The 13,572-nt window shown below is 70.3% G+C and carries 8 protein-coding genes; 7 read left to right on the plus strand and 1 reads right to left on the minus strand.

Translation table 11 applies throughout. The features are described from left to right. Window positions 1-27 precede the first annotated feature (27 nt). Complete coding sequence (locus tag OG520_RS22475; RefSeq protein ID WP_406014373.1) at window positions 28-2,643, minus strand: DEAD/DEAH box helicase; 2,616 nt, start codon at window positions 2,641-2,643, stop codon at window positions 28-30. 78 nt (window positions 2,644-2,721) lie between these two features. Between OG520_RS22475 and OG520_RS22480 the strand changes: the two genes are divergently transcribed. From OG520_RS22480 to topA, 7 genes are all read left to right on the plus strand, one after another. After that, entirely contained in the window at window positions 2,722-3,075 is a 354-nt protein-coding gene (locus OG520_RS22480) for an STAS domain-containing protein (RefSeq protein WP_003967428.1), read from the plus strand. A 637-nt stretch (window positions 3,076-3,712) separates the two neighbouring features. Next, a complete protein-coding gene (locus tag OG520_RS22485; protein ID WP_399329380.1) occupies window positions 3,713-4,195 on the plus strand; it encodes an ATP-binding protein in 483 nt (160 codons plus the stop codon). Window positions 4,196-4,527: 332 nt separating this feature from the next. Then, entirely contained in the window at window positions 4,528-6,978 is a 2,451-nt protein-coding gene (locus OG520_RS22490) for a sodium-translocating pyrophosphatase (protein WP_406014374.1), read from the plus strand. Window positions 6,979-7,342: 364 nt separating this feature from the next. Further along, window positions 7,343-7,966 (plus strand): small secreted protein, encoded by a 624-nt coding sequence (locus tag OG520_RS22495; RefSeq protein WP_406014375.1) that lies wholly within the window; start codon window positions 7,343-7,345, stop codon window positions 7,964-7,966. 191 nt (window positions 7,967-8,157) lie between these two features. Further along, complete coding sequence (locus OG520_RS22500) at window positions 8,158-9,672, plus strand: methyltransferase (protein ID WP_406014376.1); 1,515 nt, start codon at window positions 8,158-8,160, stop codon at window positions 9,670-9,672. 398 nt (window positions 9,673-10,070) lie between these two features. Continuing rightward, a complete protein-coding gene (locus OG520_RS22505; protein WP_385326062.1) occupies window positions 10,071-10,268 on the plus strand; it encodes a hypothetical protein in 198 nt (65 codons plus the stop codon). Window positions 10,269-10,625: 357 nt separating this feature from the next. Further along, a complete protein-coding gene (topA, locus tag OG520_RS22510; RefSeq protein WP_406014377.1) occupies window positions 10,626-13,508 on the plus strand; it encodes a type I DNA topoisomerase in 2,883 nt (960 codons plus the stop codon). Window positions 13,509-13,572: the final 64 nt, after the last annotated feature.

Raw genomic sequence — 13,572 nt, forward strand, 5'->3', positions numbered from 1 at the left:
TGAGTTTCGGGCCGTACGCACCGGCGGTCAGGTCGAGGGCCGGCCCTCCGGCGGCTGCTCCCGGCTCTCCCGGGCCGCTGCCTCCGACCCAGCCTCCGCCGGCGCCGACTCCGGCACCATCGGCTCCGCAGGGCTCGGCTCCGGCCGCGCCGCCTCCGCCTCCGGCGGTTCCGCAGCGCCTGGCTCCCCCGGGTCCGGAGGTGCGGATCGCAGGAGTTCGGTGAGGAGGCGCACGGCACCGCGTTTGTGCAGTGGCTCGTTGCCGTTGCCGCACTTGGGGGACTGGACGCAGGACGGGCAGCCCGCATCGCATTCGCAGGACGCGATCGCCTGGCGGGTCGCGGTCAGCCACGTACGGGCGGTGCGGAAGGCCCGCTCGGCGAATCCGGCACCGCCCGGGTGGCCGTCGTACACGAAGACCGTGGGCAGCAGGGTGTCCGGGTGCAGGGGCACGGAGACGCCGCCGATGTCCCACCGGTCGCAGGTGGCGAAGAGCGGCAGCATCCCGATCGACGCGTGCTCTGCTGCGTGCAGGGCGCCGCCCAGGATCTCCGGGTTGATGCGGGCGGCGTCGAGCTGGTCCTCGGTGACCGTCCACCAGACGGCGCGGGTGCGCAGTGTGCGGGGCGGCAGGTCCAGTTTGGTCTCGCCGAGGACCTCGCCGGTGATCAGCCTGCGACGCAGGAAGGAGACGACCTGGCTGGTGACCTCCACGGAGCCGTAGCAGAGCCGCCCGTCACCCCACGGGATCTCGGTGTCGGTCTCCAGGACGGCGATGGAGGTGGTGTCGCGTGCGGTGGTCGAGTACGGCGGGCCGGCCTCCTCGACCAGGGCCACCGAATCCTCCAGGTCCAGCTTCCGGACCAGGTAGGTGCGGCCCTGATGGAGGTGGACGGCGCCCTCGTGGACGGCCGTGTGCGCGGCCGATTCGTCGACGGTGCCCAGCAGCCGGCCGGTGCCCTCCTCGACGATCTGGACGGGGCGGCCGCCCTCGCCACGGATGTCGGTGAGGTCGGCGGCGCGCTCGCGGCGGGTCCAGTGCCAGCCCGATGCCCGTTTGCGGAGCAGCTTCGCGGCCTCCAGCTGCGGCAGCAGTTCGGCCGCGGCCGGGCCGAAGAGTTCCAGGTCCGGCTCGGTGAGGGGGAGCTCCGCGGCGGCGGCGCACAGATGGGGGGCGAGGACGTACGGATTGTCGGGGTCGAGGACGGTCGACTCCACGGGCTGCTGGAACAGCGCCTCGGGATGGTGGACGAGGAAGGTGTCCAGCGGGTCGTCGCGGGCCACCAGGATGGCCAGGGCGCCCTCGCCGGAGCGCCCGGCGCGGCCCGCCTGCTGCCACAGCGACGCCCTGGTGCCGGGATAGCCGGCGATGACGACGGCATCGAGGCCGGAGACGTCGATGCCGAGTTCGAGGGCCGTGGTGGCGGCCAGTCCGAGCAGTTGCCCGGAGTGCAGGGCGCGCTCCAGGGCGCGGCGTTCCTCGGGGAGATAGCCCCCGCGGTAGGCGGCGACCCGGGCCGGCAGCGAGCGGTCCACCTCGGCGAGGCGTTCCTTCGCGATGACGGAGATCAGCTCGGCGCCGCGCCGGGAGCGTACGAAGGCGACCGAGCGGACGCCCTGGACGGTGAGATCGGTGAGGAGGTCGGCGGTCTCGGCGGTGGCGGTGCGTCGGACAGGGGCGCCCTTCTCGCCGTGCAGATCGGTCAGGGGCGGCTCCCACAGCGCGAAGACCAGCTCGCCGCGGGGCGAGGCGTCGTCGGCGACCTCCTTGACCGGGAGGCCGGTGAGGCGGCCGGCCGCGACCGAGGGGTCCGCCGCGGTGGCGGAGGCGAGGAGGAAGACCGGATCGGCGCCGTAACGGGCGCACAGGCGCCGTAGACGGCGTATCACCTGGGCGACGTGGGAGCCGAAGACACCGCGGTAGGTGTGGCACTCGTCGATGACGACGAAGCGCAGGGCGCGCAGGAAGGAGGACCAGCGGGGGTGGGACGGGAGTATCCCGCGGTGCAGCATGTCGGGGTTGGTCAGGACGTAGTTGGCGTACTGACGCACCCATTCGCGTTCCTCGACCGGGGTGTCGCCGTCGTAGACCGCGGGCCTGATGGCGTTGCCGAGCGGTGCCGCGAGCTGCTTCACGGCACGCCTCTGATCGGCGGCCAGGGCCTTGGTGGGGGCCAGGTACAGGGCGGTGGCGCCCCGGCCGTTCGGGGCCTCGGAGCCGTCGAGCAGGGCGCTGAGGACCGGGGCGAGGTAGGCGAGCGACTTTCCGGACGCCGTGCCGGTGGCGATGACCACGGATTCGCCGTCCAGGGCGTGCTCGGCGGCGGCCGCCTGGTGCGCCCACGGGTGATCGATTCCGGCCTTGTGGATCGCAGCGACGACTTCCGGCCGGATGCGATCGGGCCAGATGGCATGGGTTCCCGCACGCGGGGGCAAGTGCTCCGTATGAGTGATGCGCGCGGACCGGCCCGCCACTGCGGCGAGCCGGTCGAGGACCATGGCGGGAGAGGGTCTGGGGTCGCTGTTCCCGGGTGGTCGACTGGGGCGGTGATTCTTGGCCATCGGGACCGAGTGTGTCACTGGCGTGACGGACAATGGTCCCAAGGCGTCGTGCATGGCTGCTGGTAAGTGATTGAATGCCATCGCGGCTGGCGATCCGTTCCCTGGCTCCGCCGGGGAGACCGAGGGGCGACCGCTCGATAGCAAGGTGCTGGAGGATCCGTGGACCTGTCCTTGTCGACTCGCAATGTGTCCGGCCCTGGTGGCGACCGTACGGTCGTCGAGGTCGGTGGCGAGATTGATGTGTATACCGCGCCCAAGCTGCGCGAGCAGTTGGTCGAGTTGGTGAATGACGGCAGCTACCACCTGGTTGTCGACATGGAAGGCGTCGACTTCCTCGACTCCACCGGCCTCGGCGTGCTCGTGGGCGGCCTGAAGCGTGTCCGGGCCCATGAGGGCTCGCTGCGCCTGGTCTGCAACCAGGAGCGCATTCTCAAGATCTTCCGGATCACTGGTCTGACCAAGGTGTTCCCGATTCACACCACGGTCGACGAGGCCGTTGCGGCCACCGACTGACAGTCGGCCCGGGTCGGTCCGCCAGGCGGATCGGCCGAAGGCCGGTTCGGTACCCAGTCGGCGCACCAGCTGCCCGCCAGGCGGCCGGTGCGGCGTGGGCGTGCCTGATGGCGGATTGCCATGAGGCGGACCGATCGGCCGGTCGGACAGTCGACCGGCCGGGTGGCCGGAGGATCGGGTAGCCGGGTGACCGGCGCCCCGAACGGCCGGACAACCGGACCGGACGGTGTTCGACGGGACGTGGGCCAGTCGGTCGGCGAGCCGTCGGCAGTCGGCCGGTGATCCGTCGTTCGGCCGTCCGTCGGCCGGGCGTCCGGTGATCGGCTGCTCGCGAGTGGCCCGGTCTGCCGGACGGAGGCCTGCCGGCAGGTCGGCGGCTCTGTTTCGGCCTGCTGTGCGTCGGTCGGCTGTACGTCGGCTCCGGTCGGATGTCCGGTGGCCGACGACACGACCGGCGAACCGTCGGGGCCGACGGAGTCATCGGTTCGGGCAGAAAAGCCGTCGGTTCCGGAAGAAGACCGGAAGAAGACCGGAAGAAGACCGGAAGAAGACCGGAAGAGACCAGAAGAAGAGCAGGGACAGCGGGCAGCGTGCCCGGGTCCCTGGGATGCACGCCCGTACGTCTGAGGGGGATCGCATGACCACAGTTGAACTCCGCTTCAGCGCCCAGCCCGAACACGTCAGGACGGCCCGCCTCGTGGCAGCCGCCGTGGCGCGCCGGGCAGGGGTCGACGAAGCCGTGCTCGACGAGGTCAGACTCGCTGTCGGTGAGGCCTGCAGTCGCGCAGTCGGGCTGCACCGCAGTCATGGCATCACCGCCCCCGTCTCCGTCGTCCTGAACGAGGAGGAGAAGTCCTTCTCCGTCGAGGTCGGCGACGAGGTGCCCGGACCGGGGGACGATCCCGCTCTCGGCGGACCCGTCGGAGGCTCCGCGACACGCGGCGCCACGCCCGGCGCGGGGCTCGATGAGCCGGATCACGAGAGTGACGCCGGTGGCGAGGACGAGATGGGTCTCGCGGTCATCAGCGGCCTTGTCGATGATGTGGAAGTCAGATCGGGAGCCAACGGCGGAGTGATCCGCATGAGCTGGCCGAAGACGCCCGTGACAGTGCAGCCATGACGATGCCGCCCCTGCTCCCCTGAGGCGCCACAGGCGCCATGGGCGGTCGACCTGCCCCGGTCCGGCCGAATCCCTTCCCCGATCCATTTCTTGATCTGTCTTATGAGGCCCTGCTCAGCGGGGCCTTTTTCATTTGTGCGTGATCATTTATGCGTGATCAATGATCTACGGAAAATGTGCCTGCCCCATTACTGCATTCAGGTCTGTCCGGGGGTGCGATCATTTACCGATCGGCCGGTTAAGGTCAATTACATTTACCGCGCACTGTTTTGATCAGCTCCCGCTCCCTACAATCCGTCCACGTCTTGAGCGCTGAGCGTCAAGGAGGACGTATGGCGGAGTTCTTCAACACCCCACTGGCAGGACCGGCGCAAGATTCCGCATTTTCCGCACCTTCCGGCCGATCCACTTCTCTGGCGGCCGCGGTTCTCACCGATGACAATCGCGTCATCGTGATCGTCGTCGCGGTCGTCGCAGTCGCCGCCCTGGTCGTCGCCAGACTGCTGGTGCGCCAGGTGCTGGCGGCCGGCGAGGGCACCGACCGCATGAAGGAGATCGCGGCCGCCGTCCAGGAAGGCGCGAATGCCTATCTGGCCCGGCAGTTGCGCACCGTCGGCATCTTCGCCGTCGTGGTCTTCTTCCTGCTTCTGCTGCTACCGGCCGACAACTGGTCGCAGCGCGCGGGCCGTTCGTTGTTCTTCCTGGTGGGTGCGCTTTTCTCGGCGGCCACCGGATACATCGGGATGCGGCTTGCGGTACGCAGTAATGTCCGTGTGGCCGCTGCTGCGCGTGAGGCGACTCCCGCGGAAGGCGAGCCGGAAAAGGATCTCACCGCCGTTTCGCACAAGGCGATGAAGATCGCATTTCGTACCGGCGGCGTGGTCGGCATGATCACCGTGGGCCTCGGCCTGCTCGGCGCGTCCTGTGTCGTGCTCGTCTATGCCGCCGATGCCCCGAAGGTGCTGGAGGGCTTTGGCCTCGGTGCCGCACTGATCGCCATGTTCATGAGGGTCGGCGGTGGCATCTTCACCAAGGCGGCGGACGTCGGCGCCGACCTCGTCGGCAAGGTCGAACAGGGCATTCCGGAGGACGATCCGCGCAATGCGGCCACCATCGCCGACAACGTGGGCGACAACGTCGGTGACTGCGCCGGAATGGCGGCCGACCTCTTCGAGTCGTACGCCGTGACGCTCGTCGCCGCGCTCATCCTCGGCAAGGCCGCCTTCGGTGACTCCGGACTGGCCTTCCCGCTGATCGTTCCGGCGATCGGCGTGGTCACCGCGATGATCGGGATCTTCGCGGTCGCCCCGCGGCGCGCCGACCGCAGCGGAATGACCGCCATCAACCGCGGATTCTTCATCTCCGCGGTCATCTCGCTGGTGCTGGTGGCCGTGGGCGTCTTCGTCTACCTGCCGTCCTCGTACGCCGATCTGGGCGGTGTCACCGACAGCGCCATCACCTCGCACGGCGGCGACCCGCGGATCTTCGCCCTGGTCGCCGTCGCCATCGGCATCGTGCTGGCCGCTCTGATCCAGCAGCTGACCGGGTACTTCACCGAGACCAGCCGGCGCCCGGTCAAGGACATCGTCAAGTCCTCGCTGACCGGTCCGGCCACCGTCGTACTCGCCGGTATCTCCATCGGTCTGGAGTCCGCCGTCTACACGGCGCTGCTGATCGGCCTGGGCGTCTACGGGGCGTTCCTGCTCGGCGGTACGTCGATCATGCTGGCGCTCTTCGCGGTGGCCCTGGCGGGGACCGGGCTGCTCACCACCGTCGGTGTCATCGTCGCCATGGACACCTTCGGCCCGGTCTCGGACAACGCGCAGGGCATCGCCGAGATGTCCGGTGACGTCACGGGCGCCGGTGCACAGGTCCTCACCGACCTGGACGCCGTCGGCAACACCACCAAGGCCATCACCAAGGGCATCGCCATCGCCACCGCCGTCCTGGCGGCGTCGGCGCTCTTCGGTTCGTACCGCGACGCGATCGCCACGGCGGTCGACGGCGTGGGGGCCAGGGCCGGGGAGATGACGCTCAGTCTGGACATCTCACAGCCCAACAACCTGGTGGGCCTGATCCTCGGCGCCGCGGTCGTCTTCCTCTTCTCCGGTCTTGCGATCAACGCGGTGTCGCGGTCGGCCGGGGCCGTGGTCTACGAGGTGCGGCGGCAGTTCCGCGAGCACCCCGGGATCATGGACTACAGCGAGAAGCCGGAGTACGGGCGCGTCGTCGACATCTGCACCAAGGACGCCCTGCGCGAGCTCGCCACGCCCGGTCTGCTGGCCGTCCTGGCGCCCATCGCCGTCGGCTTCACGCTCGGTGTCGGAGCACTCGGTTCCTATCTCGCGGGCGCCATCGGAACCGGCACCCTGATGGCGGTCTTCCTCGCCAACTCCGGTGGTGCGTGGGACAACGCCAAGAAGCTCGTCGAGGACGGTCACTACGGCGGCAAGGGCAGCGAGGCCCATGCCGCGACCGTCATCGGCGACACGGTCGGCGACCCGTTCAAGGACACGGCAGGGCCGGCGATCAACCCCCTGCTCAAGGTGATGAACCTGGTCGCCCTGCTCATCGCCCCGGCGGTGGTGCAGTTCAGCTACGGGCAGGACGCGAGCGCCGGCGTGCGCGCGGTGGTGGCGGTGCTCGCCGTCGCAGTCATCGTCGGCGCGGTCTATGTCTCCAAGCGGCGTGGGATCGCCGTGGGTGACGGAGAAGATCCCGGTGACGGGGACGCAGGAGGGGACAGGCCGGCCAAGTCGCCGGGCCAGGCAGCCGTTTCGTGAGACCGCGGCCGGGGTGGATCGGTGACACATGACCGACCCCGGCTCAATGACCGGGCGGACGGGGAAGTCTGATGCTCCGTCCGCCCGGTCGCATCTCGGCCGGCATGCCGGTCCGCCGTCGGCCTGCCACTGATCCGTGCGCCCGATCTGTACACCTGATCTGTATGCCTGATCTGTAAGCCGTTCACGTGCTTGTTCGTACATGTGTTCCTGCGCTTCGAGGGCTGTGTGGGTGAGTTGTATCTCCCTCATTTCCCTTGGTGCAAATGGCTGCAAAAGGCCACTCATCGGACGCCCGGCACCCGGACGGAGGGCGCCCGCCGTGTAAGTTCCGGGGCCGAGAGCCTTGGAAGGGACCGATCCGGTGAACAAGAAGCTTGCGGCCACGCTGTCCGGCGGCGCGGTACTGGTACTTACGCTGTCGGGCTGCAGCAGCGACGACAACAGCGACAAGGTGAACGACTGGGCCAAGAAGGTCTGCGACCAGGTCCAGCCCCAGCTCCAGAAGATCGCGAACGCCAACGCCGCCATCCAGCAGCAGACCGCGGACAACAGCAAGCCCGCCGACGTCCAGAAGACCGACTCGGCCGCCTTCCAGCAGATCTCGCAGGCGTACAAGGCACTGGGCGCGGCAGTCGACTCCGCCGGGCCGCCGCCGGTCGACGGCGGCGAGACCACGCAGAAGGAGGCCGTGAAGGAGCTCGACGCGTCCTCCGCGGCGTACGCGAACCTGCAGAAGAAGGTCGACGCCCTGGAGACGAAGGACCAGGCGAAGTTCGCCGATGGGCTCAAGGGCATCGCGGACGAGCTGAACAAGATCAGCACCAGTGGTGACGAGGCGTTGAAGAAGCTTCAGTCCGGCGAGGTCGGCACCGCGATGGCGAAGCAGAAGGGCTGCCAGAAGCCGACGGCCTCGGCGCCGCCGAAGGCCGGCACGGCGCCGTCCGGGGCCACGTCGCCGTCCGCCTCGCCCAGCAAGAAGTCGTGACCGGGCGGCAGCAGCGGTCGTCGTGACGCGCGGCCGGTCGCGCCGATGACCTGCCGCACCGGTGGCCTGCTGTGCCGATGACCGGTCGCGCCGATGATCTGCCGCGCCGATGACGGGTTGCGCGGACGGCCCGGCGCCCCGATGGGCGCCGGGCCGCTGCCGTTGTCAGTGGGAGCGGCCACAATGGGTGGGTGAGTACGACCAGTCTCCCCGTGCCCGACCGTTCGCCCCGGCTCCGCGAAGCCCTGCTTGCCGCCGCCTTCACCGCCGACGGGCTCCTCGACCTGCTTGGCGCGCCCGCCTACGCCGCGCTCGCCCGCAGCGAGACGGTCCCGGCGCTGCGCGCCACCCGGGGCGACTCCCCGCTCGACACGCTGGTGCGGCTCTTCCTGCTCCAGCACCCCGTTCCGTACGAGCGGGCCCGTGCCGCGCTCCCGCTGGCCGAGTGCGTCGAGGACGGCTGGGTGACCCACGTCGGCGACGAGGTGCGGGCCACGGTCGACGTACGGCCGTACAGCGGGCCCGAGGGGCAGGACTGGTACATCGTCTCCGACCTGGGCTGTGCGGTCGGTGGCGCGGGCGGCATCGGTTCGCGCGAGGAGGGCGTGGTCCTGGGCGTCGGCGGGGCGTCCACCACGCTCGCCGGGATCACCGTCCGTACGCCTGTCGCCTCCGCGCTCGACATCGGTACGGGCTCCGGCATCCAGGCGCTGCACGCCTCGCAGCACGCCACCCGGGTCACGGCCACCGACCTCAACCCGCGCGCGCTGGACTTCACCCGGCTGACGCTCGCGCTGTCCGGCGCGGCCCCGGCCGAGCTGCACCAGGGCTCGCTGTACGAACCGGTCGGCGCCGAGACGTACGACCTGATCGTCTCCAACCCCCCGTTCGTCATTTCGCCCGGTGCCCGCCTCACCTACCGCGACGGCGGCATGGGCGGCGACGACCTGTGCCGGACCCTGGTGCAGCAGACGGGCGACCGGCTGAACGAGGGCGGATACGCCCACTTCCTCGCCAACTGGCAGCACGTCGAGGGCGAGGAGTGGCAGAACCGGCTGAGTTCCTGGGTCCCGCACGGCTGCGACGCCTGGATCGTGCAGCGCGAGGTCCAGGACGTCACGCAGTACGCGGAGCTGTGGCTGCGTGACAGCGGCGACCACCGTACGGACCCCGCCGAGTACGCCGCGCGGTACGACGCCTGGCTGGACGAGTTCGAGGCCCGCAAGACCAAGGGCGTCGGCTTCGGCTGGATCACCCTGCGCAAGTACGCCGCAGCCGCCGCCGGCAATCCGTCCGTCGTCATCGAGGAGTGGCCGCACGCGGTGGAGCAGCCGCTCGGACCGGCCGTCGAAGCCCACTTCGCCCGTCAGGACTACCTCCGCGAGCAGGACGACGCGGCGCTTCTGGCCGGGCATTTCACCCTGGCCGCCGAGGTCGTGCAGGAGCAGGTCGGCCTGCCGGGCGCGGAGGACCCGGAGCACGTGGTGCTCCGTCAGAACCGGGGCATGCGGCGCGCGACGAAGGTCGACGCCGTCGGCGCCGGCTTCGCGGGCGTGTGCGACGGGACGCTGCCCGCAGGCCGGATCCTCGACGCGATCGCCCAGTTGATGAACGAGGACCCGGTGCTGCTGCGTGACCGGACCCCGCAGGCGATCCGGCTGCTGGTCGAGGAGGGCTTCCTGGATCCGGTTCCTCCGGTGGGCTGATCGCGCCGCCCCGCCCACTGCGTCCCGCCCCCGCCCACTGCGCCACGCCGCCGTCCGCCGCGTCGCGCCCCGCCCGCCTCGCCTCGCCCCGGCAGGTCCGGTGACGGGGCCGGGCCTCCCGGGCTCCGTTCCCGTTCGGGCGCTCACCGCCGTAGGTGAGGAAGGGCCTCGCCATCAGCGGCTTCGGGCCCGCCGCCGCCGGTGCGTCGCGGCGTCCGCGGATTCCGGATGGTGCTCGGGCGAGGATTCCGGATGGCGCTCCTGCGTCCGCGGGGCGGAAGCGGGTGATTCCGGCCATTCACCCGGGGTTCGCATCGTCGACGCCCTGGGGTGGCAGCCTCCTCCTGACCGGAGAGGGCGCACGCCCCGGCCGGGCGGCGACAGGGAGGCGTACGGGCATGGAGAGCGGACCTGCGGTCTTCGCCGGAGCGGCCTTCGCGCTGTTCGGAGCCGCGCTGCTGCTGTGGACGGGGGCGCGTGTGTTGCACCGCGCGCCGGTGGCGCACGGTGTGAGCCCCGTCGCCTCCGCCACTCTCGCCACTGTGTTCGGCGTACTTTTTCTCGTCCTCGGTGTGTGGTGCTTCACCCGTATCTGATCCACTACCCACCGGTCCGGTCCACTCCTCACCTCCTCACCGGCCCCGGCCGGAACCCGCAGGGCACGGCGGGCAGTGGCGGGGAACACGCCCGGACCGTACGCGCCCCGACGGCGACGCCCGCAGTGCCGCAACAGCACCCGGAAACCCGCAGGCAGCGACCGCGCACAGGGCGGACCGGACGGTCCGGGCGGCAGGAATGGCGGAAGTCGGGTTACCGTTCGAGTGGCCGTTGCGGGCTTTTGCCGTTTGACACGGGGGCGGGTTGTACCGTCACACTCCGCAGCGACAGCACCGTCGGCAGCGTCATGCGCTGCCCGGATGCCCACCGAGCGTCGACCGGAGAGAAGAGCGAAGTTGTCCCCGACCAGCGAGACCGCACAGGGCGGCCGCCGACTCGTCATCGTCGAGTCGCCTGCCAAGGCGAAGACGATCAAGGGCTACCTCGGCCCCGGATACGTCGTCGAGGCGAGCGTCGGGCACATCCGCGACCTGCCGAACGGCGCCGCAGAGGTTCCGGACGAGTACACCGGCGAGGTCCGTCGGCTCGGCGTCGACGTCGAGCATGACTTCCAGCCCGTCTATGTCGTCAACGCGGACAAGAAGGCGCAGGTCAGGAAGCTCAAGCAGCTGCTGGCCGAGTCCGACGAACTCTTCCTCGCCACCGATGAGGACCGCGAGGGCGAAGCCATCGCGTGGCACCTGCAGGAAGTCCTGAAGCCCAAGGTCCCGGTACACCGGATGGTGTTCCACGAGATCACCAAGGACGCGATCCGGGCCGCCGTCGCCAACCCGCGCGAGCTCAACCAGCGCATGGTCGACGCCCAGGAGACCCGCCGCATCCTCGACCGCCTCTACGGCTACGAGGTCTCGCCGGTCCTGTGGAAGAAGGTCATGCCGCGCCTGTCGGCCGGCCGTGTCCAGTCCGTGGCGACCCGTCTCGTCGTCGAGCGGGAGCGCGAGCGCATCGCCTTCCGCTCCGCCGAGTACTGGGACCTCACCGGCACCTTCGCCACCGGCCGTCCCGGTGACGCCTCCGACCCGTCGACCCTCGCCGCCCGGCTGAGCGCGGTCGACGGCCGCCGCATCGCCCAGGGCCGCGACTTCGGTCCGGACGGGCAGCTGAAGTCCGGCTCCGGCCAGGTGCTGCACCTGGACGAGACGAACGCCCGCGCCCTGGCCGCCGCGCTCGCCGACGCCACGTTCGCCGTGCGGTCCGTCGAGTCGAAGCCGTACCGCCGCTCCCCGTACGCCCCGTTCCGTACGACGACCCTCCAGCAGGAGGCGAGCCGGAAGCTGGGCTTCGGGGCCAAGGCCACCATGCAGGTCGCGCAGAAGCTGTACGAGAACGGCTTCATCACCTATATGCGTACCGACTCCACGACCCTCTCGGACACCGCGGTCGCCGCGGCCCGTGCGCAGGTCACCCAGCTCTACGGCGCCGCCTACCTGCCGGACAAGCCGCGCACGTACGCCGGGAAGGTCAAGAACGCGCAGGAGGCGCACGAGGCGATCCGCCCCTCCGGCGACCGCTTCCGCACCCCTGCCGAGACCGGCCTGAGCGGCGACCAGTTCCGGCTCTACGAGCTGATCTGGAAGCGGACCGTCGCCTCCCAGATGAAGGATGCGGTCGGCAACTCCGTCACCGTCAAGATCGGTGGCCGGGCGAGCGACGGCCGGGACGCCGAGTTCTCCGCGTCCGGCAAGACGATCACCTTCCACGGCTTCATGAAGGCGTACGTCGAGGGCGCCGACGACCCGAACGCCGAGCTCGACGACCGCGAGCGGCGCCTCCCGCAGGTCGCCGAGGGCGACGCGCTGTCCGCCGAGGAGATCTCGGTCGACGGCCACGCCACCAAGCCGCCGGCCCGCTACACCGAGGCCTCGCTGGTCAAGGAGCTCGAAGAGCGCGAGATCGGCCGCCCGTCGACGTACGCGTCGATCATCGGCACGATCCTGGACCGCGGCTACGTCTTCAAGAAGGGCACGGCGCTCGTCCCGTCATTCCTCTCCTTCGCCGTGGTCAACCTGCTGGAGAAGCACTTCGGCCGGCTCGTCGACTACGACTTCACCGCGAAGATGGAGGACGACCTCGACCGCATCGCGCGCGGTGAGGCCCAGTCCGTGCCGTGGCTCAAGCGCTTCTACTTCGGTGCGGGCGCCGGCGACACGACCGGCGCGGGGGCGGCCTCCGACGCGGGCAACGGCGACGGCGACCACCTCGGCGGTCTGAAGGAGCTCGTCACCGACCTCGGTGCGATCGACGCGCGGGAGATCTCCTCCTTCCCCGTCGGCAACGACATCAAGCTCCGGGTCGGCCGCTACGGCCCGTACATCGAGCGCGGTGAGAAGGACGCCGAGGGCCACCAGCGCGCGGACGTTCCGGAGGACCTGGCGCCCGACGAGCTGTCCGTGGAATACGCGGAGGAGCTGCTCGCCAAGCCGAGCGGCGACTTCGAACTCGGCGCGGACCCGATCACCGGCCACCAGATCATCGCCAAGGACGGGCGCTACGGCCCGTACGTCACCGAGGTGCTGCCCGAGGGCACCCCGAAGACCGGCAAGAACGCGGTGAAGCCGCGGACCGCCTCGCTCTTCAAGTCCATGGCCCTGGACACGGTGACGCTGGCCGACGCGCTCAAGCTGATGTCGCTGCCGCGCGTCGTCGGTGAGGACGCCGAGGGTGTCGAGATCACCGCGCAGAACGGCCGCTACGGCCCGTACCTGAAGAAGGGCACGGACTCGCGTTCGCTCACCTCCGAGGACCAGCTGTTCGACATCACGCTCGAAGAGGCCCTCGCGATCTACGCCCAGCCCAAGCAGCGCGGCCGGGCGGCCGCCAAGCCGCCGCTGAAGGAGCTGGGCACGGACCCGGTGAGCGGGGCTCCGGTCGTGGTCAAGGACGGCCGCTTCGGCGCGTACGTCACCGACGGCGAGACGAACGCGACGCTGCGCACCGGCGACAGCGTGGAGGACATCACGCCGGAGCGCGGCTACGAGCTGCTCGCCGAGAAGCGCGCCAAGGGGCCCGCCAAGAAGAAGACGGCGAAGAAGGCCCCGGCCAAGAAGAGCGCGGCGACCACGAAGAAGACCGCTGCCAAGAAGACGACGGCGGCGGCGACCGCCAAGACGACCGCGGCGAAGAAGACCGCGGCGAAGAAGACGACGGCCGCGAAGAAGACGACCGCCAAGAAGACCGCTGCGGCGAAGAAGACGGCTGCGGCGTCCGTGGAGGACTGAGCGGTACGCGTCGAGCACGCCGGAGGGGGCTGGGTGTTCCAGCCCCCTCCGGCGTTTGCGTGGC

Origin of the sequence: Streptomyces sp. NBC_00984, from assembly GCF_045162475.1 — a bacterium.
GTDB lineage: Bacteria > Actinomycetota > Actinomycetes > Streptomycetales > Streptomycetaceae > Streptomyces.

Excerpts from the sequence above, each read along its gene's own strand:
- OG520_RS22475 (WP_406014373.1), bottom strand. The coding sequence starts at position 2,643 with ATGGCATTCAATCACTTACCAGCAGCCATGCACGACGCCTTGGGACCA.
- OG520_RS22490 (WP_406014374.1), top strand. The coding sequence starts at position 4,528 with ATGGCGGAGTTCTTCAACACCCCACTGGCAGGACCGGCGCAAGATTCC.
- OG520_RS22505 (WP_385326062.1), top strand. The coding sequence starts at position 10,071 with ATGGAGAGCGGACCTGCGGTCTTCGCCGGAGCGGCCTTCGCGCTGTTC.
- OG520_RS22485 (WP_399329380.1), top strand. The coding sequence starts at position 3,713 with ATGACCACAGTTGAACTCCGCTTCAGCGCCCAGCCCGAACACGTCAGG.